The organism is Candidatus Solirubrobacter pratensis (assembly GCF_000425945.1).
Taxonomy (GTDB): Bacteria; Actinomycetota; Thermoleophilia; order Solirubrobacterales; family Solirubrobacteraceae; genus Solirubrobacter; species Solirubrobacter pratensis.
Window position 1 is genome coordinate 208,385 of sequence record NZ_AUEK01000003.1, and the last position, 19,232, is coordinate 227,616.

Here is a 19,232-nt window from a genome sequence, read left to right on the forward strand (position 1 = left end):
CCTCGCGCATGCTTGATTCACAGAGGAGTGCTGCAAGGCATGGCTACGGGTGTCGTGAAGTGGTTCAGCGACGAGAAGGGCTTCGGGTTCATCACGCCCGATGACGGTGGGAAGGACGCGTTCGTCCATTTCTCCGGTATCGCCGGAGACGGGTTCCGCACGCTGGCCGAGGGCGCGAAGGTCGAGTACGAGCTGGGCGAGTCGGCGAAGGGGCCGCAGGCGACGAACGTACGGGTCATCTGAGTTTGCCGAAGGAAGAAAAGGTCGAGTTCGAAGGCGAGGTCGTCGAGGCGCTCCCGAACGCCATGTTCAGGGTTCAGCTCGACAACGGCCACGAGGTCCTGGGCCACGTGGCCGGGAAGATGCGGCGCTTCCGCATCCGGATCCTCCCGGGCGATCGCGTCCGGGTGGAGGTCTCGCCTTACGACCTGAATCGGGCGCGGATCGTCTACCGGCATCGGTGAGCTCGCCCTGATAGAGGCGATCGCTGCGGTGCTGGAGCGGCGACCCGGCTCGCGGGTCGTGCACTGGCTCGGCGACGACGCGGCCGTCATCCGCGCAGGCGGTGCGGCGGCGGTGTCCACCGACGTGATGGTGGACGGCACCCACTTCAGGCTCGGCCAAGCTTCCTTCGAAGACGCAGGCTGGAGAGCGCTCGCGGGCGCTCTCTCAGACCTCGCCGCCATGGGCGCGGAGCCCGGCGAGGCCTATCTCTCGATCGTGATGCCGCCGGACGCGGACGTGCTCGCGGTGATGCGCGGAGCGGAGGCGCTCGCCTCGCAGACGGGCGTCACGATCGCGGGCGGCGACCTCGCGCGCGGCCCGGCGCTCATGATCGCCGTCACGGTGGTCGGCTGGGGCGAGACCCCCGGCGCGTTCGTGACGCGCGACGGCGCGCGACCCGGCGACCTGGTCGGCGTGACCGGCACGCTCGGCGCCGCCGCGGCGGGGCTCGCCGCGCTCGACGGGCGCGCACCTTCCGGTGCGGGACTCGTGGACCGCTATCTGCGCCCGCGTCCCCGGCTTCAGGAGGGCCGCGCGCTCGCCGCGGCCGGCGCGAGCGCGATGCTCGACCTCTCCGACGGGCTCGCCTCCGACGCGCGCCGCCTCGCGGAAGCCGGCGGCGTGCGGCTGCGGCTGGACGCGCGGGCGCTTCCGCTCGCCCCCGGCGTCGCGGAGGCGGCGGCGGCGCTCGGCGTTCCCGCCACCGAGCTGGCGGCGACGGGCGGCGAGGACTACGAGCTCTGCGCGTGCGTCCCCCCGGGCGCGCGGGACCGGGCCGGCGCGGCCGGCCTGCGCTGGATCGGCGTGGTCTGTGCCGGTGAGCCGGGAGTGGAGTGGCTCTCGGCCCCGCCAGGCGCGGACGACTGGCGGGGCTTCGAGCACTGAGGACGCAGGGGGACCGGCTAGTTACGCCAGCCGGTCACGGCTCTTCCCGTCCTCGCTCGTCTCGGCGCGTTCGAGCAGCCGCGCGAGGATCGCCGCGGCCACAGCGTCGCTGTCGACCTCGTACGTCCCGCGCACGATGCGCTCTCGCAGTTGTTCCACTTTTGTCAACCCGCCATCCGTCGGAGGGGGCGAAGGGGACGGACGCCCGAAGCGCCGCCCGCCGTCGCGAGGCGGACCCGTCATCCGCGCTCGCTTCACGTATCGGGATTCCCGCACCGTCATGTGAGACCTATCGTCCCCAGCCGGACAAGGGTCCATGGGGCGGTCACCGGATGTCATGCGGCGGCCCCGCGCGGCTGCGCTCCGGTAAGCCGCGCGAACACCACGATCCGCTTGGCGGCGCTGTACAGCGGGTGGCAGGCGGACAGGATCAGGCGGTCGTACGAGACGCGCTGCGTGACCCAGACCGCCGTCGGCGCGACGATGCGCGTGCGCTCCACGCGGTAGGTGAAGCGGCCGTAGGGCATCGTCAGCGTGATCGTGTCGTCCTTGCGCAGCCGGTCGACCCTGCGAAACCACGCGCCGTAGGTCGTGCGGTGGCCGGCGATCCCGACGGTGCCGCTCTCGCCCGGCAGCGGCGTCCCGGGGTAGTGGCCGGGCCCGTTGCGCAGGTCGCCGCCGGCGGTGCCCTCGACGAAGACCGCCGACACGCCGATGCGCGGGATCGCGATACGCCCGAGCGGATCGCCCTCGCCGGTGCGGCGGTCGAACGAGCGCGCGGCGAACGCGAGCCGGCGGCGTGGGTCGGGCAGCTTGACGAGCGCGCGCCGCTCGACCGGCGTCGGCTTCGCGGCGTCGAGCTGCTCGAGCCGGTGCTCGAGCTTGCCCTGGCGCAGGTGCGCGTAGACCGCGGACAGCGGCTCCTGCCAGAGCAGCGTCGCCGACGCATCGATCAGCAGCAGCGCGCCGGCGATGATCAGCGCGCTCGAGAGCGCGCGCAGCAACGCGCGGCCGCGGCGCCGGCGCGGCGGCGCGGGAGCGCCGCCGACCGGGTCGGGCTGCGCGGCGATCGTCGGCGGTGCGGCCATGGGCTCTCTAATCGGCACTCAGCGCCGCAGCGCCGACTCCGTGCCGCCGAGCGAGCCCGGGCCGGCGTAGGACTTCGGCCCGCGCGTCTTGATCGCCTCGTCCGGCCGCGCGGCCGCGTCGCCGCGACGCGCGATCAGCACGCGGACCAGCAGCGCGAACGCGGCCGCGAAGGCGGCGAGCACGAGCGCGCTCCAGAGCCCGTGGCCGCCGGCGACGGCGAGCACGCTCGCCCACGCGAGGTCAGGCGGCGCGAGGCCGAGCGCGATCGACAGGGAGGCGAGCGCGACCAAGGGCACGGCCAGCCCGGCGAGCGCGGCCGCCGCGCCGGTCCGCAGCCGCCGGGCGCCGGCCGCCCACGGCCACAGGTGCGCGGCCGGCAGCAGCAGCGCGGCGGCGTACGGGTTCGGCACCCACACCAGCGCGGCCAGCACGCAGATCGACAGCCCGGTCGCGATCGCGTACCCGTCGGGCGTGCAGGGGCGCGCGAGCGCGCGCCGCGCGACGTACCACGCGACCGCGGCGAAGACGGCGGCGGCGGCGATCGCCTCGAGCGCGCTCGCGTCGACGGGGTAGACGTCCGGGAGCACCGGGCCGTCGGTCGCAGGCAGCAGGCCGACGGCGCCGAACAGCCGCAGGATGATCCACGCGGCGACGACCGGCACCGCCGCCACCGCGAGCCGGCGGAACGCGTGGGTGACCGGTACGCGCCGGCGGCGGGCGCGGAAGAAGGCGTCGAGCGCGACGAGCAGCGCGGGCAGCAGCAGCGTGGCGATCACGAGCCGCACGGCCCAGTCCGGAAGCACGTTGCGCATCGTCACGATCCCGTGCGGCGCGCCGCTGAACGCCCGTCCCGCGCGCGGCCCGGCGGCGTCGATCGCGGTGACGGCGCGCAGCACCGCGCGCCCGTAGCGCTCGACATACGAGTCGACCACGGGCTCGCCGGGATCGGGGCCGCGCTCGCCGGACTGCGAGATCAGCGTCGCGGGCAGGCCCGCGGCGGCGATCGGTCCCTGCTCGGACACGGTCACGCCGAACGCGCGCCGCACCCACTGCACGATCGCGCGGGGCGCGCCGGGGTCGTTCTTGGTCTCCGCCCGGACGGCCGCCTGCACGGTGCGCTCGAGGCCGAGCGGGACGCCGCCCGACCCGTCCGGCCACGACACGACCAGCGGCTTGTGCACCTGCTCGCCGCCGACGTCGCCGAGCACGATCACGGCGTCGACCGGCGTCCCCTTGTTGGCCTCGGCCCATGCGCGCGCGCCCGCGAACCCCGTCTGCGCCCCGGAGGTGGAGACGAGCACGAGTGTCTTGTTGAGCTCGCGCGTCTTGAACACGCGCGCGAGCTCGAGCAGCGTCGCGGTCGCCGACAGCTCCGCAAGCCCGGGACGCCCGCGTGCGTCGCGATGCGCCAGGACCACGATGCGGCGGCTCGAGAGCCCGGGGCGCGTGCCGGTGACCGTGACGATGTCGGCCGTCCCGTCCGGCGTGTGCGCGCGCGTGGTCGTGCGCTGGACCTCGAACGCGGAGCGCCTGCCGAGGTCGTCCGGCACCGCGAAGACGCGCGCGACGCGGTCCGCGAGCCCGTTGTCGCCGGGCGAGCCGGGCGCGCGCGACGGGAAGTCGCGCGCCATCCCGAGCAGCGACTCGGGCTCCGGCGCCACCTCGTTGCCGTAGGCGCGCTTGCCGCTGAACGCGTCAGCGGGCAGTGGCGACGGGGCCGGGGCCGGGCGGTCCGCGAGCGCGAACGCGGCGACGAACAGCGCGACCAGCGCCGGCAGGAAGGCGGTCCGGTACACGCGAGCGTCGAGCACCGCAGCCGAGGGTACCTTCGGCGCCACTATCCTTGGCGACGGTAGGTCATGGCAGACCGAGCCCCCCGCATCCTGCTCGTAGACGACGAGCAGCCCATTCAGACGCTCCTGTCCTTTCCCCTGCAGCGCGACGGCTACGAGGTCGTCCACGCGGCAGACGGGCGGGAAGCCCTCGCGCGCTTCTCCGAGCAGGTCTTCGACCTCGTCGTGCTCGACGTGATGCTGCCGCGGATGGACGGGCTGGAGGTGTGCCGCCGCCTGCGCGCCAAGGGCGAGACGGTGCCGATCATCATGCTGACCGCGAAGTCCGAGGAGATCGACAAGGTCCTCGGCCTCGAGCTCGGCGCCGACGACTACATCACCAAGCCGTTCTCGATGCGCGAGTTCCGCTCGCGCGTGAAGGCGGCGCTGCGGCGCTCCGGGATGGCGCGCGCCGACGCCGACGACGAGCGCGCGATCGACGTGCGCGGGCTGCGCATCGATCCCGGCAAGCGCACCGTCTCGCGCAACGGCGACGTCATCGCGACGACCTACGTCGAGTTCGAGATCCTCGCCGCGCTGGCGCGCTCGCCGGGCCGCGTCTTCACGCGCGACATGCTGCTCGCGCGGGTGTGGGGCGACTCGGCCTACCGCGACCCGCGCACGATCGACGTCCACATCCGCCACCTGCGCGAGAAGATCGAGGCGGACCCGAAGGAGCCGGAGTACCTGTTCACGGTGCGCGGCGTCGGCTACCGGTTCCGGGACGAGGAGACGTGAGTTGCCGGGGCTCCGGTCCCTGCGCAACCGCCTCGCGGTCATCTTCGCCCTGATCGTCGCCGGCGCGATCGGGACGATCTACCTGTCGGTCACGCCGCGCCTGGAGGCGAGCCTCACCAGCCAGCGGCTCAACGGCCTCGTCGGCGACAGCAAGCGCTATCTGCCCACGGTCGCGCGCGTGCTGCCCGCCAACGACCCGCAGCATGTGACCGTCGACGCGAAGGCGCCCAAGGCGATCCGCGAGGAGCAGGCGGCCGAGGGCAAGCGCCGCGTGGCCCAGAGCAAGCGCAACCGGGACCGGCGCGAGAAGGCGACGCGGCGCGCGGCCGACGCCTCCGGGGCCGAGGTGATCATCTACACCGTCGCGGCGCTCGGGCCGTTCGCGGTCGCCGACTCCAAGCCCGGTGACGGCGTCAGCCAGAACGACGTGCGCGAGCTCGCGGTGCAGGCGATCAAGACCCACCGCGAGGTGACGCGGACGGGGCCGACGAGCGCGGGGCGGCAGGTGATGGTCGCCCAGCCGACGTTCGACGAGGAGCACCACGTCACCGGCGCCGCGGTGTTCGCCGACTCGCTCTCCGACGTGCAGGACAACGTCGGGCTGATCCGCCGCCAGGTGCTGATCTCCGGGGGCATCGCGCTCTTCATCGCCGTGCTCGCCGGCTACCTCGTCGCGCGGGCGCTGGCCGCGCGCGTGAAGCGGCTCGAGGCCGCCGCGCGCAAGGTCGCCGCCGGCGACTTCTCGCAGCCGATCCGGGCGGACGCCGACGACGAGCTCGGGCGCCTCGCGGCGGCGTTCGACGACATGCAGAACCAGCTCGCGCGGCTCGACCGCGCGCGCAAGCAGTTCATCGCGTCGGCGTCGCACGAATTGCGCACGCCGATCTTCTCGCTCGGCGGCTTCCTCGAGCTGCTCGCCGACGAGGACCTCGACGAGGAGACGCGGCGCCAGTTCCTGGACCAGATCCGCGGACAGGTCGACCGCATGCGCAACCTCTCGGTCGAGCTGCTCGACCTCTCGCGCCTGGAGGCGGGCGCGCTGGAGCTTCGGCCGGAGCCGACCGACGTCGGCCAGCTCGCGCGCGAGGTCGCGGCGGAGTTCACGCCGGCCGCCACGCGCCACCGGTCCGAGGTCACGCTCGACCTGCGGCCGGACCCGATCGAGCTCGAGTGCGACCCCGAGCGCGTCGCACAGGTCCTGCGCATCCTGCTCGACAACGCGCTGCGCCACACGCCGCCCGGAACCGGCGTTCGCGTCTCGGCCAACCGCAGCAACGGGCACGTTCGGCTCGAGGTCTCCGATCGGGGCCTCGGGATCAAGCACCAGAACATGCCGCACATCTTCGAGCCGTTCTTCACCTCCAACGAGGAGGCCCAGGGAGCCGGCCTCGGCCTCGCGATCGCGCGCGAGCTCGCCGACCGCATGCACGGCCGGCTGACGGTGCGCTCGATCCCCGGCGCGACGACGTTCTCGCTGGTGCTGCCGTCATGAGGCGGGCGGCGGCGCCGGCCGCCGAGACGTTCCAGCGCTCGACCTACCGCCGCGGCGGCGACGTGATCACGAACGTCGGCGACCGTCAGGGCGCATCGGCGCGATCCGGCGGCTGAGTTAGGCTCGTCGCGTGCTGCAGCCCGTCGTGCTGGCTCACAAGAGCCTCGCCGATTACACCCACATCGTCGGCCGCGACCTGATCGAGGAGATCCGCGAGCTCGCCGAGCCGCTGAAGGGGCGGCGCGTCGTCCATCTGTCGGCGACCGCGTTCGGCGGCGGCGTGTCGGAGATCCTCTACACGCTCGTCCCGCTCATGCGCGACGTCGGGCTCGAGGTGGAGTGGCAGGTGATCTACGGGCGCGAGGAGTTCTTCAACTCCACGAAGCTGATGCACAACGCGCTCCAGGGCAACCCGCAGGACCTGACCGAGGAGCAGTGGCACGTCTGGCGCTCCTACAACGAGATGAACGCGCGCGAGCTCTCGCGCGGGTGGGACGTCTGCGTGGTGCACGACCCGCAGCCGGCCGCGCTGCCGTCGCTCGCCCCGGAGAAGGCGCGCGCGTGGATCTGGCGCTGCCACATCGACATCTCGACGCCGAACCCGCAGACGCTCGAGCAGCTGCTGCCGTACATCCAGCGCTACCCGGCGTCGCTGTTCCACGTCCAGGGCTACGTCCCCGACGGCATGAACGGCGGCGTGAACATCGTCCCGCCGGCGATCGACCCGCTGACGCCGAAGAACATGGCGCTCTCGCACGACGACGCGGTCTACGTCTGCCGCCAGTTCGGGATCGACGTCAACCGCCCGATGATCTGCCAGGTCTCGCGCTTCGACCCGTGGAAGGACCCGCTGGGCGTGATCGACGCCTACCGGATCGTGAAGCAGTCGCGTCCCGACGTGCAGCTCGCGCTTGTCGGATCCATGGCATCCGATGACCCGGAAGGGTGGGATTTCTACAACTCGACGCTCGCGCACGCGGCCGGCGATGAGGACATCCACATCCTCAACAACTTCAACAACGTGGGCGCGATCGAGGTGAACGCGTTCCAGTCGCTGGCCGACGTGGTGGTGCAGAAATCCACCCGCGAGGGGTTCGGGCTGACGGTTTCGGAGGCGCTCTGGAAGGGGCGTCCGTTCATCGGCGGCGACGTCGGCGGCATCCCGCTGCAGGTCACCGACGGCGTGACCGGCTACCTCGTGCGGTCGGTCGGGGACTGCGCAGCGCGCTGCCTCGCGATCATCGAGGACCCGTCGCTCGGCAGCTCGCTGGGCCGTCAGGGAAAGGAGCATGTGCGGGCGAACTTCCTCACGCCACGCTACCTTCGTGACTATCTCCGAATCTTCTCCGAGGTCCTCTGAAATGAGCTCCAACGCGCCGCTGGTCCTCGTCTCCAATCGAGGGCCGGTGACCTACCAGGAGGACGGCTCGGTCAAACGCGGGACCGGCGGCCTGGTGACCGCGCTGACGGGGTTGGCCTCCCACCGCGACGCGATCTGGATCGCGTCGGCGATGACCGAGGCGGACACGAAGGTCGCGCGCGACAACGGCGGGCGGCCGTTCGAGGTGGAGGCGCCGGAGGGCGGCACGTTCCGCGTGCGCTTTGTGGAGTCCGACCCCGAGGCCTACGACGGCTTCTACAACATAATCGCCAATCCGATGCTCTGGTTCATCCAGCACTACCTGTGGGACCAGAGCAACGCGCCGGACATCCGCACCCACGAGGTGATCGCGTTCGACGACGGCTACCAGCGCGTCAACGCGGACCTGGCCTCGGCGGTGGTGGAGGAGATCGAGGGGCAGTCCGAGCCGGTCGTGATGGTGCACGACTACCACCTGTACGGGCTCCCGGCGATGGTCCGCGAGGCGCGCCCTGACGTCTTCCTGCACCACTTCGTGCACATCCCGTGGACGCAGCCTGACGCCTGGCGCGTGCTCCCGACGCGGATCCGCAACGACATCTACGAGGGCGTGCTGGCCAACGACATCGTCGGCTTCCATACGCGCTCCTACCAGCGCAACTTCCTGCAGTGCTGCCGCGACCTGATGGATCTCGAGGTCGACTTCAAGGACGGCGTCGTCCAGTGCGGCGACCGCGAGGTATGGGTGCGGGCATACCCGCTGCCGATCGACTACGAGGCGACTCGCGGCGTGGCCCGCCGGCCGCGCGTGCGCGAGTTCGAGGAGCGGGTCCTGCGGCGGCGGCGCGAGTACTCGATCCTGCGCGTCGACCGCGCCGACCTGTCCAAGAACGTCCTGCGCGGGTTCACCGCGTTCGACATCTTCCTCGAGCAGCACCCGGAGTACGCCGAGCGGATCACGTTCACGGCGCAGCTGATGCCGTCGCGGACCGACGTGCCGGAGTACGCGGAGTACCTGGAGAAGATCGAGGCGCTGGTCGCCGTGGTCAACCACCGGCACGGGACGCCGGACTGGATGCCGATCGACCTCAAGCTGCGCGACGACCTCGACGAGGCGGTCGCGTCGTACAAGCACTACGACGTGATGATGGTCAACGCGATGTTCGACGGCATGAACCTGGTGGCCAAGGAGGGGCCGCTGGTGAACGAGCGCAACGGCGTCTCGATCCTGTCGGAGAACACGGGCGCCCACGAGGAGCTCGGCGAGTTCGCGCTGTCGGTCAACCCGTTCGACGTGCAGGAGCTCGCGGACGCGATCTACGACGCGCTGACGATGTCTCCGGAGTCGCGCGCCCGCCGCGCCCGCGGCCTGGAGGAGATCGTCACGTCGCGCGACCCGGGCGACTGGATCGACGAGCAGATCGCCGACATCCGCGCCAAGGCCGGCACGCCGGCCGGGCACTAGCGCTCGAACGAGAACTCGCCGCCGGCCAGGCCCTGGGGCGCGGGCACGACGCGCGGCGCGTCCGCGGCCGGCGAGCCGGCGCGGCGCGAGCCGCGACGCGGGGCGTCCCCGCCGCCACGCGGGGCCTTCCCGCCCCGGCGCGGCGCATCGCCGGGGTCGCCAGTGCCGCCCTGCCGCGAATCGCCGGGCCGCGTCTTCGCGCGGCCCGAGTCGCCCCCGCGCGGCTTCCTACGCCCGGCGCCGGCCCGGCGCGTCTTCGCCTCGCTCCGGCGATCCGCGCCGCCACGGCGCGGATCGCCGGGCCGCGCCCCTGCGTGCCCCGCGCCCGCCCCGCGCGTCTTCGCCCCGCCCCCGCGCGTCCGGTCCGGCCGCGGCGCCACGCCTCGGTCCGTCGCCGGGCGTTGCGGATCCGTCTCGCCCCCGCCGGCCCGCTCCAGCGGCCTGGCGGCGTCCGGCGGCAGGGCCGGGGGCGGCGCGGCCAGGCGGGGCCAGGCGACCGCGGCGGCGAGCAACGCGATCGCCGTGGCCGCGAGGGCGACGTTGCCCCAGCGGACGCGCCGCACTATGTCGAGCCGCATGTTCGTCCTAGCTCGCGGGCCGGGGCGTTCGCCCCACGTTGCTACCATCCGCGACCGCAATGGCGAGCGGAACGCATATCTACGACCTGACCCTGCTGCTCGATCCTGCCGTCGAGGCCGAGCGTCGCGAGCAGATCGTGGCCGACGTCGCCGACCTGATCGATCGCACGGGTGAGTTCATCGGGCGCCACGACTGGGGCACCCGCCAGACGACCTACGAGGTGCGCAAGCACCCGGAGGCGGACTACCACCTGATCCAGTTCAGGGGTCCGTCCTCGCTGCTGGAGCAGCTCGATCACAACCTGAAGATCACGGACGGCGTGCTGCGCTTCCGGATCATCAAGCTCCGCCCGGGCACGCCCGAGCCGCCGGACCTGCGTCCGTCGGCCACGGCCGTGGTTCCCGAGCCGGAGCCGGTCGAAGCCCAGTAGCCCCGTTGGATCGCAACCCGGTCGTCCAGCTCTGCGCGCAGGGCATGATGACCGGGGATCCCGCCCTGTTCGAGCAGGCGTGGGACGCCCGCACCGACGACTTCGACGCCTGCGTCGCCGCGCACTACCTCGCGCGACACCAGCCCGACCCACTCGCCGCCGTGGAGTGGAACCTCCGCGCGCTCGGGCACGCCGACGCCGCGGGACCGGAGCGCGTGCGCGGCTTCTACCCGTCGCTGCACCTGAACCTCGCGAAGGCCTACGAGGACACGGGCGACCTCCCGGCCGCGGCACGCCACTACGAGCTCGCCGGCGAGGCGGCGCGTGAGCTGCCCGACGACGGCTACTCCGCGATGATCCGCCGCGGCGTCAGCAGCGGCCGCGCGCGCGTCGCGGCCGGCGGCGACAGCGCGTCGCGGAACTAGCGCACGCGCCGGTCACGGCGCCTGCGGCGCGTCCGAGCGCGGCGCGGTGCCGGGCGGCTTCGCCGCCCGGCGGGAGCCCGGCGGCCCGGCGGACGAATCCGCCGGCCCGAGCGCCTAGAACGGGATGTCGTCGTCCGCGGGCGCGCTGTTGCGCGCGCCGACCGGCTGCGGCGCGAAGTCCGACGTGTCGGCCGGGACGTCCGAGTGCGGGGCGAAGCCGTTGCCCGCGCCGCCGCCGCCCATCGGGGCGTCGTCGCGGCCGCCGAGGAACTGCACGGCGTCGGCCACGATCTCGATCGACTCGCGCTTGTTGCCCGACTGGTCCTGCCACTCGCGCCACTCCAGGCGGCCGTCGATGCAGACCGGCCGGCCCTTGGACAGGAAGCGGGCGCAGTTCTCGCCCTGCGCGCCCCAGACGGTGACGCTGAAGTAGTTGGGCTTGTCGCCCCACTCCCCCGTCGCCCCGTCCTTGCGGCGCGTGTTGGAGGCGATCCGCAGCGAGCACACGGACATGCCGCCGGGGGTCGAGCGAAGCTCGGGGTCGCGCGTCAGGTTGCCCGTGAGGACGACGCGATTGATGTTGGTGGCGGCCATCTCTAGGTGGCTCCTTTCAGCTGCCTGTGTAACCTCGCCTGAGGCCCTGATCGGAGGACGCAGAGGCGAAACTCAAGTTCTCGGGCGAGTCTACGGTCGGGTCCCGACGACTCGACGGGAATTGCCGGTTCCTCCGCAGATTCGTTGCGCTTTCTTCGCACAGGGTCGCGCGCGCGGGCGTGTTCCTGACATCTGTCCGGCCAACGTGATCCGCTACCCTGTTCGGCCTTGCGCCAGATGGCGCCCGGCCTCGCGCGCGCGGGGCGCGCAACGGAAGCAGCTAGAGAGGTCTTCAGACAGTGGCAAAGCAGCGCAGCCGGCCGACGCGCCGGCGTGATCGCAAGGCAGGAGGCGGCGGCGGGCGGCGCAAGTCCTGCCAGTACTGCCGCGACAAGGTCGAGTTCGTCGACTACAAGGACATCAACGCCCTCCGGAAGTTCGTCTCCGACCGGGGCAAGATCCGCTCGCGGCGCATCACGGGCGCCTGCCGGCGCCACCAGAACCAGGTCGCCCGCGCGGTCAAGCGCGCGCGTGAGCTGGCGCTGCTGCCGTACGTCGGCGAGGGCGGCGGGCGCGACGACGAGCGCGAGGGCGGCGGCGGCCGCGGCCGGCGCGGGCGCGACTAGGGCCATGCCGCAGGCCATCCTCCTGCAGGACCACGAGCAGCTCGGCAGCCGCGGGACGGTCGTCGACGTCTCGAAGGGCTACCTGCGCAACTACCTGATCCCGCGCAAGCTCGCCGAGCCCGCGACCAAGGGCGCCGTCGCCGCCGCGCAGAAGCGCCAGGAGGCCAGCGACCGCGCGGCCGCCCAGGCCACGCAGCGCGCGCAGGACGCCGCGGCGGTGCTCAGCCGCACCGTGCTGACGATCCCGCACCAGGCGGGCGACGACGGCCGTCTCTTCGGCTCGGTCACCGCGCAGGACATCGCCGACGCGATCAAGGACGCGCGCGGCATCGAGATCGACCGCCGCAAGGTGAACCTCGAGGAGCCGATCCGCACGGTCGGCACCCGCATGGTCGAGGTCGAGGTCGAGGACGGCGTCATCGCGACCATCAAGACGATGGTCGTCGAGCAGAAGTAGCGCCGCGCGACGACTCGCGCCGCCGGGCGGACCCGGCGGCGCCCGCGGTCGCAAGCCTGCCGGGCCGGCGCTCGATTGCGAGCCCGAGTGGCGAATCCTCCGCAGGTAGCGGGGAGAACGTGCGTTCGCATCCGAACGGCGGCCTAGACTCCGGCGCCCGATGAGCGCGCCGAACGGCACCAACGGGCACGCGAACGGGTTCGGTCAAGGCCCGCTCGCTCCGCCCCAGAACCTCGAGGCCGAGCAGTCGGTGCTCGGCGCGGTGCTGCTCTCGGACACCGCGCTGCCGGCGCTGATCATCGACGAGCGGCTGCAGCCGGCGGACTTCTATCGCGAGGCGCACGGCCGCATCTTCCAGGCGATGCTGGACCTGCACACGGTCGGCGAGCCGGTCGACGCGCTGACGCTGGTCGAGCACCTCAAGCAGAGCGGCACGCTGGATCTCGCCGGCGGCCCGGCCGCCGTCGAGCTGCTCGCCGGCTCGGTCCCCGCGGTCGGCAACGTCCGCCAGTACGCGCGCATCGTGCGCGAGAACGCGATGCTGCGGCGGCTGCTGAACGCGGCGTACGAGATCCAGGCGCAGGTCCACGGCCACGAAGGCCGCCCGCGCGAGCTCGTGGACATGGCCGAGCGCGCGATCCTCGAGGTCGCGCACGAGGACTCGCGCAAGGACTTCCGCTCGATCGAGCAGCTCCTGCACTCCGAGCTCGACAAGCTGCAGAAGCTCTCACTCGAGGGCACCGCGATCACGGGCACGCCGTCGGGCTTCGAGGACCTCGACACCATCACGGGCGGCTTCCAGCCCGGCAACCTCATCATCCTCGCGGCGAGGCCGTCGATGGGAAAGAGCGCGTTGATGGCCAACTTCGCGGAGAACGCCGCGCTCGGATCCGGCAAGGCGGTCGCACTGTTCAGCCTCGAGATGGGCGAGGGGGAGCTCGCGCAGCGGTTCATCGCGTCGCAGGCATCCATCAAGGGCGACGACCTGCGCAAGGGCAAGGTGCCGCAGTCGCGCTGGGGGAAGATCCTGCAGGCCTCGAACCGGCTGGCGGAGTCCGGGCTCTACGTCGACGACAGCTCGGACCTGTCGGTGCTCGACGTGCGCGCGAAGGCGCGGCGGCTGGCGCAGCAGCACGCCGACGGCCTCGGGCTGATCCTGATCGACTACCTGCAGCTGATGCGCGCGGGCGGCGACGTCGAGAACCGCGTCGAGCAGATCGGGCAGATCAGCCGCGGGCTGAAGACGCTCGCGCGCGAGCTCGAGGTGCCGGTGATCGCGCTCAGCCAGCTCAACCGCGGCGTCGAGCAGCGCACCGACAAGCGCCCCGTCCTGTCGGATCTGCGCGAATCGGGCGCGATCGAGCAGGACGCCGACCTCGTGATGTTCATCTACCGCGACGAGTACTACGACAAGGAGTCCGAGCGCGAGGGCATCGCGGACCTGATCATCGCCAAGCACCGCAACGGCGGGCTCGGGACCGTCGAGCTGACCTTCCAGAAGGAGTTCCCGCGCTTCATGTCATACGTCGGGGACGACCGGTACTGATGGACGCCTGCCTCGAGGGGCGCTGCGACGGCTCCGGCTTCCTCTACGACGAGGAGCGCCGGCGGGCGTATCCCTGCACCTGCCGGCCGAAGCGGCTCGCGCGCAAGCGCGCCGGGGCGGTCGCGGGCCGGCTGCCGAAGCGCTTCCGCGGCGTGGCGTTCGACCGCGAGCCGGTCCTCTCGATCGCGCGCGCGAACGAGCACCAGGTGCGCGCCGTGCGAGCGTACGTGAACGCGATCGGCGAGAACCTCGACCAGGGGCGCGGCATCTGGTTCACCGGCGACGTCGGCACCGGCAAGACGACGCTCGCGATGCTGATCTCCAAGGCCGCGCTCGAGGCCGACCGCACGGTCGCGATCTACAGCCTCCCGCGGCTGCTCGCGATGCTGCGCGAGACCTACGACGAGGACTCGCACTTCTCGCTCAGCGAGCTGATCGACCGGCTGTGCTCGGTCGACCTGCTGCACGTCGACGACGTCGGCGCCGAGCAGACCACCGACTGGGTGCTCGAGCAGCTCTACACGATCGTCAACACGCGCTACGAGGACGGCCGCGCGCTGCTACTGACGACGAACCTCGTCGGCCGCGAGGATCCCGAGGGCGACGGCCATCCCGCCGGCCCGCTCAAGCGCCAGATCGGCGAGCGCACGGTCAGCCGCATCTGGGAGATCTGCGGGGACCCGCTGCCGCTGTTCGGCGACGACAACCGCATGTTCGCGGCCGACCGGCTGCCCGCCGCCGAGCCCGAGCCGCCGGCCGCGCCCGGCGGCTGGGACCCGTTCGACGACTCCACGTGGGACGAGGAGCCCTCGCCGTACGGGCGCCCGCGCCGGAGCGCCTAGACTGAACTCACGACATGGCCGGCATCGTGATCGTGGGCGCCCAGTGGGGCGACGAGGGCAAGGGCAAGGTCGTCGACCTCCTTGCCGAGCGCGCGGATCTCGTGATCCGCTTCCAGGGCGGCAACAACGCGGGACACACCATCGTCCGCGACGGCGTGCCGTGGAAGTTCCACCTGATCCCCTCCGGGATCCTCTATCCCGGCAAGCTGTGCGCGATCGGCAACGGCGTCGTGATCGACCCGAAGGTCCTCACGGGCGAGCTGGACGACCTGCGCGCCAAGGGCGTCGACCTCTCCGGGCTGCGCATCAGCGCCAACGCGCACCTGATCATGCCGTACCACATGCTGCTCGACCACGCGGGCGAGGCGAAGCTCGGCCGCCTGCAGATCGGCACCACGCGGCGCGGCATCGGCCCCTGCTACGCCGACAAGGCGGCCCGGCTCGGCATCCGCGTGCAGGACCTGCTGGACGAGAAGATCCTCAAGAAGAAGATCGTCGCCGCGATGGAGCCCAAGCGGCTCTCGCTGCGCCCGTACGCGAAGTCCCCGGAGCTCGACCTGCAGTCGATGACCGAGGACTACCTGACCTACGGGCACCGCATCGCCCAGTACGTCGCCGACACCGCGCGGCTCACCTGGGACGTGCTCGACCACGACGGCACCGTCGTGTTCGAGGGCGCGCAGGGGACGCTGCTGGACATCGACCACGGCACGTATCCGTTCGTCACCAGCTCCAACCCGGTCTCCGCGAGCGCCTGCACCGGCACCGGCGTCGGCCCCAAGGACATCGACGAGATCTGGGGCATCGCCAAGGCCTACGCCACGCGCGTCGGCGCCGGCCCGTTCCCCACCGAGCTCGACGACGACCTCGGCGTCACGCTGCGCGAGGCCGGCGGCGAGTACGGCACGACCACCGGCCGCGCCCGCCGCGTCGGCTGGATCGACCTGGTGGCGCTGCGCTACGCGACCCGCATCAACTCGCTCACGCACCTCGCGATCACGAAGCTCGACGTGCTGACCGGCCTCGGCTCGCTGAACGTCTGCACGCACTACCGTGGGGCCGAAGAGGCGCGCTTCGACCACTATCCGTACCACCAGACCGTGATGCACCAGGCGGTCGGCGAGTACGAGCAGCTCCCGGGCTGGGACGAGGACATCAGCGGCGTCCGCGACGAGCGCGACCTGCCGCAGGCCGCGCGCGACTACCTCGCGTTCATCAGCGACTTCATCGGCGTGCCGATCGCGCTGATCGGCGTCGGCCCTGCCCGCGACCAGATCATCTGGACCGACGCGGGCCGCTCAAGCCTCGCGGGGCAGGCCCTGCCCACCGACGGGCAGCAGCTCGACCCGGTCTGAGAAGCCCGCGATCAGCGGCATCGCGAGCTGGATCGTGTCCCGTACGGGCTCCAGCTCGAGCGATGCCGCGTGCGCCTCGCGGCTCGTCCAGACCTCGTAGACCCAGATCGCGTCCGGGTCCTCCGGCGAGCGGTTGATCACGTACAGCTCGCAGCCCGGCATCGCCGAGCCGCCGGAGCCGAGCAGCAGGCCCGCCAGCGCGTCGCCCTGGCCGGGGTGCGCCTGGAGCTTGCCGAACAGCCCGTAGCGGTTCATGCGAGCACCGTGCGCGTGTTGACCACGTAGTCGTGCAGCGCGCGGTTCTCCTCGTCCCACAGCGGCCACAGGTAGTCGACCAGCGCCGCGATCCCGAACGTGACCGAGCCGCCGACGGCGTTGAACAGCAGCCACTTGACCGCGACCTCGCGCAGCATCGCGAAGCCGAACGTGAACGGCTCGCCGCTCGCGCGCACGACGCGGATGCCGGTCGCCATCCGGCCGAGCGTGCGGCCGTTGGTGCGGGCCATCATCGCGGGCGCGTAGACGAGCGCGGCGATGAAGACGCACAGGCAGGCGAACACCAGCCCGACGATCACGGCGCCGACGCCGACGGTGTCGTTGACGAAGAACCCGATGCTGAACGGCGCCGTGATCGCGACGAGCAGGACGAGCGCCAGCACGCAGATGATCAGGCCGTCGATGACGTGCGCGCCGACCCGGCGCCACCAGCCGGCGAGCGTGTACCGCCCCGCCACGGGGCCGCCGACGTGCACCGCCGGCGGCGGCCCTCCCGCGCCCGGCGGGGGCGTGGTCCGGTAGCCGGAAAGCGGGTCGCCGGGTGTGAAGCGGTCGCTCATGAGAGCGAGACTACACGCGGCGTGACGTGTCCAGGCTGTCCTGCAGCGCCTCGAGCACCCGCACCACGCGCAGCCCAGCCTCGCCGTCGGATCGCGGCGTGCGCCCGTCGCGGATGCACTCCACGAAGTGCTCGCACTCGATCCGCAGCGGCTCGCGGTTGCCGATCGCGGGGCTGTGGATGTCGCCCGCTCGGGTGATGTACTCGCCGTAGGAGCGCACGTCCTGATCGAAGCCCTTGTCGTAGACCGTGACCTTGCGCTCGAGCTCCATGTCGTCGAAGGTCGCCATCTTGCGGGAGCCGACCAGCGTGAAGCTGCGCGACTTGTGCGGGTCCAGCCAGGACAGGTGCAGGTGCGCTGCCAGCCCGCTCGGGAACCGCAGGAAGCAGAACACGACGTCCTCGACGGGCTTGCGCATGTAGGACTCGCCACGCGCCTCGACCAGCTCCGGCTCCTCCCCGGCGAGGTGCAGGACGACCGACACATCGTGCGCGCCGAGCGACCACAGCGCGTTCTCGTCCGCCCGCAGCTTCCCCAGGTTCAGGCGATTGGAGTAGATGTAGTGGATGTCGCCGAGATCGCCGGCGGCGGAGATCTCCTCGAGCTTGCTGACACCGGGGTGGTAGACGAGCAGGTGGCCGACCATCAGGATGCGCCCGGCGCGCTCGGCCGCGGCGACGGCGGCCTGCGCCTCGGCGACCGAGTACGCCAGCGGCTTCTCGACGAAGCAGTGCTTGCCGGCGCCCAGCACGCGCTCGGCCAGCGGGCCGTGGGTGGGGACCGGGGTGGCGAGCACGACGGCGTCCAGCTCCGGGTCGTCCAGCAGGTCCTGCAGGTCCGCGGTGAAGCGGGCGCCCGGGAACGCCGGCGCCCAGCGAGCGCGCTGCTGCTCGGAGGCGTCGCAGCACCAGGCCAGCTCGCACCCGGGGATGGCGGCGAAGTTGCGCGCGAGGTTCGGGCCCCAGTAGCCGAGGCCGGCGACGCCGATGCGGATCACGCGACCATCCTTAGCAGGGCATCCACGACGCGCTCCCCGGCGCGGCCGTCGCCGTAGAGCGGCGGGCGGTCCGGCGGCGGCTCGCGCGTGAGCGCGGCGAGCGCGGCCGGCGCGTCGAGGTCCACGAGCGTGTTCCAGCCGGCCTGGACGGTCTCGCGCCACTCGGTCGTGGCGCGCAGGGTGATGCACGGCACGCCGGCGAGGTAGGCCTCCTTCTGCACGCCGCCCGAGTCGGTCAGCACGCGCCGCGCGCCGAGCAGCAGGGCCGCGAACTCGAGGTAGCCGAGCGGCGGCGCCACGATCACGCCGTCGAGCGAGAGGGCGGCCTCCCGCACGCGCGCGCGTGTGCGCGGGTGCAGCGGGAGGACGACCGGCCCCGGCAGCGCGTGCAGGAGCTCGACGAGCGCGGCCAGGCGCTTCGGATCGTCGACGTTGCCGGCGCGGTGGGCGGTGGCGAGCAGGTAGCCGCCGGGCTCCACGCCGAGCCGCGCGAGCGTGGCCTGGTCGGCGCGCGGCGCGAGCAGCTCGAACACGTCGACCATCACGTCGCCCACGACGGCGACCTCGCCGGCGACGCGCTCCGCGCGCAGCGTCTCCGCCGCGGCCTGCGACGAGCACAGCAGCAGCGACGACGCGTGATCGGCGAGGACGCGGTTGAGCTCCTCCGGCATCGTGCGGTCGTACGAGCGCATGCCCGCCTCCACGTGGGCGACCGGGATGCCCGCCTGCGCGCCCGCCAGCGCGCCGGCGAGCGTCGAGTTCGTGTCGCCGTAGACGAGCACGGCGTCCGCTCGCTCGGCGGCGAGCAGCGGCTCGAGCGCGGACAGCATGCGCGCCGTCTGGGACGTGTTGGAGCCGCCGCCGAGCTCCAGCCGGTGCTCGGGCCGCGGCAGCTCGAGCTCGTCGAAGAACACGCGAGAGAGCGCGTCATCGTAGTGCTGTCCGGTGTGGACGAGCACCTCCTCCGCACGCTCGCGCAGCCGGTGCGAGACGGCAGCCGCCTTCACGAACTGGGGGCGATTGCCGATGACCGTGGCTATTCGCACAATTGCGGGTACAACAGGGTCATGGGAGTTCTCCGCGGAATCGTCTCGATCTCGCGCCACATGCTGTGGTATGTGGACTACCAGTGCGGCGGCGAGGCCCGCCCGCGGCAGTAGCCGCGGCGGCTGGCCGTGCA

General features: G+C 72.4%; 23 protein-coding genes. 14 read left to right on the forward strand and 9 right to left on the reverse strand.

Translation table 11 applies throughout. The annotated features are described in order from the left end of the window. Positions 1-39 precede the first annotated feature (39 nt). The 3 genes from H958_RS0101055 to thiL are packed head-to-tail and all read left to right on the forward strand — an operon-like array spanning position 40 to position 1,389. Positions 40-243, forward strand: a complete 204-nt coding sequence (locus H958_RS0101055) for a cold-shock protein (RefSeq protein WP_028057303.1) — start codon at positions 40-42, stop codon at positions 241-243. A gap of 2 nt (positions 244-245) precedes the next feature. Further along, the gene (gene infA / locus H958_RS0101060; RefSeq protein WP_028057304.1) at positions 246-464 is read left to right on the forward strand and encodes a translation initiation factor IF-1; all 219 of its coding nucleotides are present in this window, start codon (positions 246-248) and stop codon (positions 462-464) included. 10 nt (positions 465-474) lie between these two features. Beyond that, positions 475-1,389: a thiamine-phosphate kinase gene (thiL, locus tag H958_RS34080; RefSeq protein WP_255325396.1), complete on the forward strand. Its 915-nt coding sequence runs from the start codon at positions 475-477 to the stop codon at positions 1,387-1,389. A 21-nt stretch (positions 1,390-1,410) separates the two neighbouring features. Here thiL and H958_RS47255 read toward each other — a convergent pair whose 3' ends face one another. The 3 genes from H958_RS47255 to H958_RS0101080 form a co-directional block, all read right to left on the reverse strand. Next, positions 1,411-1,548, reverse strand: coding sequence for a flagellar biosynthesis anti-sigma factor FlgM (locus tag H958_RS47255; RefSeq protein ID WP_196807151.1), 138 nt, complete (start codon positions 1,546-1,548; stop codon positions 1,411-1,413). Positions 1,549-1,724: 176 nt separating this feature from the next. After that, the gene (locus tag H958_RS42530; RefSeq protein ID WP_051323659.1) at positions 1,725-2,477 is read right to left on the reverse strand and encodes a sortase; all 753 of its coding nucleotides are present in this window, start codon (positions 2,475-2,477) and stop codon (positions 1,725-1,727) included. Positions 2,478-2,495: 18 nt separating this feature from the next. Continuing rightward, on the reverse strand, positions 2,496-4,289 hold the full coding sequence (locus tag H958_RS0101080) for a M28 family peptidase (RefSeq protein ID WP_028057305.1): 1,794 nt from the start codon (positions 4,287-4,289) through the stop codon (positions 2,496-2,498). Between the two features lie 48 nt (positions 4,290-4,337). Here H958_RS0101080 and H958_RS0101085 point away from each other — a divergent pair, with 48 nt between their 5' ends. From H958_RS0101085 to H958_RS0101105, 4 genes are all read left to right on the forward strand, one after another. After that, complete coding sequence (locus H958_RS0101085) at positions 4,338-5,048, forward strand: response regulator transcription factor (protein WP_028057306.1); 711 nt, start codon at positions 4,338-4,340, stop codon at positions 5,046-5,048. A gap of 1 nt (position 5,049) precedes the next feature. Next, entirely contained in the window at positions 5,050-6,540 is a 1,491-nt protein-coding gene (locus H958_RS42535; protein ID WP_051323660.1) for a sensor histidine kinase, read from the forward strand. A 130-nt stretch (positions 6,541-6,670) separates the two neighbouring features. Then, positions 6,671-7,900, forward strand: coding sequence for a glycosyltransferase (locus tag H958_RS0101100; protein WP_028057307.1), 1,230 nt, complete (start codon positions 6,671-6,673; stop codon positions 7,898-7,900). A gap of 1 nt (position 7,901) precedes the next feature. Beyond that, complete coding sequence (locus H958_RS0101105) at positions 7,902-9,365, forward strand: alpha,alpha-trehalose-phosphate synthase (UDP-forming) (RefSeq protein WP_028057308.1); 1,464 nt, start codon at positions 7,902-7,904, stop codon at positions 9,363-9,365. On the opposite strand, the gene H958_RS0101110 is transcribed toward H958_RS0101105, so the two are convergent. Further along, positions 9,362-9,943, reverse strand: coding sequence for a hypothetical protein (locus H958_RS0101110; protein WP_156027582.1), 582 nt, complete (start codon positions 9,941-9,943; stop codon positions 9,362-9,364). The genes H958_RS0101105 and H958_RS0101110 overlap by 4 nt on opposite strands. 59 nt (positions 9,944-10,002) lie before the next feature. On the opposite strand from H958_RS0101110, the gene rpsF reads away from it, so the two are divergent. Beyond that, positions 10,003-10,374 carry a 30S ribosomal protein S6 gene (gene rpsF / locus H958_RS0101115; protein ID WP_028057310.1) on the forward strand — a complete coding sequence of 124 codons (372 nt, stop codon included), beginning with the start codon at positions 10,003-10,005 and terminating at the stop codon, positions 10,372-10,374. A gap of 5 nt (positions 10,375-10,379) precedes the next feature. Next, on the forward strand, positions 10,380-10,799 hold the full coding sequence (locus tag H958_RS34095) for a hypothetical protein (RefSeq protein ID WP_037408796.1): 420 nt from the start codon (positions 10,380-10,382) through the stop codon (positions 10,797-10,799). Between the two features lie 114 nt (positions 10,800-10,913). Here H958_RS34095 and H958_RS0101125 read toward each other — a convergent pair whose 3' ends face one another. Further along, positions 10,914-11,393 (reverse strand): single-stranded DNA-binding protein, encoded by a 480-nt coding sequence (locus tag H958_RS0101125; RefSeq protein WP_028057311.1) that lies wholly within the window; start codon positions 11,391-11,393, stop codon positions 10,914-10,916. Positions 11,394-11,692: 299 nt separating this feature from the next. Here H958_RS0101125 and rpsR point away from each other — a divergent pair, with 299 nt between their 5' ends. From rpsR to H958_RS0101150, 5 genes are all read left to right on the forward strand, one after another. Then, positions 11,693-12,019 (forward strand): 30S ribosomal protein S18, encoded by a 327-nt coding sequence (gene rpsR, locus H958_RS42540; RefSeq protein WP_051323661.1) that lies wholly within the window; start codon positions 11,693-11,695, stop codon positions 12,017-12,019. Positions 12,020-12,023: 4 nt separating this feature from the next. Continuing rightward, positions 12,024-12,476 (forward strand): 50S ribosomal protein L9, encoded by a 453-nt coding sequence (gene rplI, locus H958_RS0101135; RefSeq protein ID WP_028057312.1) that lies wholly within the window; start codon positions 12,024-12,026, stop codon positions 12,474-12,476. 160 nt (positions 12,477-12,636) lie between these two features. Next, on the forward strand, positions 12,637-14,022 hold the full coding sequence (gene dnaB / locus H958_RS34105) for a replicative DNA helicase (protein ID WP_051323662.1): 1,386 nt from the start codon (positions 12,637-12,639) through the stop codon (positions 14,020-14,022). Beyond that, complete coding sequence (locus H958_RS0101145) at positions 14,022-14,864, forward strand: ATP-binding protein (RefSeq protein WP_028057313.1); 843 nt, start codon at positions 14,022-14,024, stop codon at positions 14,862-14,864. The genes dnaB and H958_RS0101145 overlap by 1 nt, the downstream gene beginning before the upstream one ends. A 14-nt stretch (positions 14,865-14,878) precedes the next feature. Further along, on the forward strand, positions 14,879-16,219 hold the full coding sequence (locus H958_RS0101150; protein ID WP_028057314.1) for an adenylosuccinate synthase: 1,341 nt from the start codon (positions 14,879-14,881) through the stop codon (positions 16,217-16,219). Here H958_RS0101150 and H958_RS0101155 read toward each other — a convergent pair. From H958_RS0101155 to wecB, 4 genes are read right to left on the reverse strand one after another with little or no spacing between them, the layout of a single operon-like run. Further along, complete coding sequence (locus H958_RS0101155) at positions 16,163-16,474, reverse strand: putative quinol monooxygenase (RefSeq protein ID WP_028057315.1); 312 nt, start codon at positions 16,472-16,474, stop codon at positions 16,163-16,165. The two genes, H958_RS0101150 and H958_RS0101155, sit on opposite strands and share 57 nt — an antisense overlap. Continuing rightward, positions 16,471-17,055 (reverse strand): RDD family protein, encoded by a 585-nt coding sequence (locus H958_RS47260; protein WP_028057316.1) that lies wholly within the window; start codon positions 17,053-17,055, stop codon positions 16,471-16,473. The genes H958_RS0101155 and H958_RS47260 overlap by 4 nt, the downstream gene beginning before the upstream one ends. Positions 17,056-17,065: 10 nt before the next feature. Then, positions 17,066-18,052 carry a Gfo/Idh/MocA family protein gene (locus H958_RS34110; protein ID WP_037408798.1) on the reverse strand — a complete coding sequence of 329 codons (987 nt, stop codon included), beginning with the start codon at positions 18,050-18,052 and terminating at the stop codon, positions 17,066-17,068. Then, positions 18,049-19,098 carry a non-hydrolyzing UDP-N-acetylglucosamine 2-epimerase gene (gene wecB / locus H958_RS0101170; protein WP_028057317.1) on the reverse strand — a complete coding sequence of 350 codons (1,050 nt, stop codon included), beginning with the start codon at positions 19,096-19,098 and terminating at the stop codon, positions 18,049-18,051. The genes H958_RS34110 and wecB overlap by 4 nt, the downstream gene beginning before the upstream one ends. Positions 19,099-19,232: the final 134 nt, after the last annotated feature.